This is a genomic window from Streptomyces aurantiacus (assembly GCF_001418335.1).
Classification (GTDB): domain Bacteria; phylum Actinomycetota; class Actinomycetes; order Streptomycetales; family Streptomycetaceae; genus Streptomyces; species Streptomyces aurantiacus.
In genome coordinates this window covers 1-1,154 of record NZ_LIPP01000457.1, presented here as the reverse complement: position 1 = coordinate 1,154, position 1,154 = coordinate 1, and the positions used below count along the sequence as shown (strand labels likewise).

General features: G+C 75.3%; 1 protein-coding gene. It reads right to left on the bottom strand.

From position 1 onward, the window contains the following. Window positions 1-282 precede the first annotated feature (282 nt). A partial coding sequence (locus tag AOK01_RS38595) for an alpha/beta hydrolase family protein (protein WP_055520095.1) occupies window positions 283-1,154 on the bottom strand: 872 nt, incomplete at its 5' end.

Here is a 1,154-nt window from a genome sequence, read left to right as displayed (position 1 = left end):
GGCGGGCCTCTGGGTCATCGCTCGGGGGGCGGCGGCCAGGGTTCGCGGGCGGACGAGTCGGAGCCTGGAGTCGCGCGGGATACGGGACGTCACGGGTGCAGTCTTCCGGTTGACGGTCCGAAAACCCAAACGGAATGCCGTACGGGCCTCTGAAGGTGCCCGGCGCACCGGTCCCGGCAGGCGCACCTGGGGGTGCGTGCCCGCCGGTACGCGGTTAAACGGAAGCTCCGGAACCGGGGTGCGCGGCGGCTGGACGGCAGGTGGTTGGCAGCTGGGCGGCGGCTACATCAGCGGGGTGAGAAAGCGGCGGAGGGCCTCTTCGTAACCGGCCGGGTCGGCGTTCCACATGGCGCCGTGCGGGGCGTCGTGGACCGTGTGCAGGGTGACGAGGTCGGGGCGGCGGTCCGCGAGGCGGCGTGCGGGTCCCCAGGGGGCGACGGCGTCGTCGGGGCCGTGCAGGACGAGGGTCGGCACCCTGAGCCGTGCCGGGTCGGCGGCGCGCTGCACACGGTCGCCGCCCAGGCCCGTACGGCCCTGGGCGGCGCGGACGGCCAGGGGCAGCAGGGCGCCGGGCGTGCGGCGGGCCGTGGCGAGGGCGCGCAGGGTGGTCTCCCAGTCGAGGACGGGCGAGTCCAGGACGAGCCCGGAGATCCTGTCGCGCAGCGCGGAGCGCTCGGCGGCGCGCAGGGCCATGGTGGCGCCGGTGGACCAGCCGTGCAGGACGACCCGTTCGGCGCCGTGCCGCACGGCGAAGCGGATGGCCGCGTCCAGGTCGCGCCACTCGGTCTCGCCGAGGTGGTTCAGCCCGTCCGGGGACCGGGGTGCGCCGACGTCCCCGCGGTAGGCGAGGCCGAGCACGGGAAACTGGTGGCTGTGCAGGAAGTCCATGACGTTCATGGGGTGTTCGCGGGTGGCGCCGAGGCCGTGCACGGTGATCACCCAGGTGTCGCGGGCGGCGGGCACGAACCAGGCGGGCAGGACGCCCAGTTCGCCGGGGACGCCCACGTCGGCGTGGTCGAGGCCCAGGGCGGCTCGCGGGTCGCCGATGTGCAGGCCCGGGGTGAGCCACACCTTGTCGCCGGGTTCCAGCGTGCCGTGGGTGACGCGTTCCAGCCGGCGCACCACTGTGTCGGCGGTGTGCGGGGTGCCAGGGG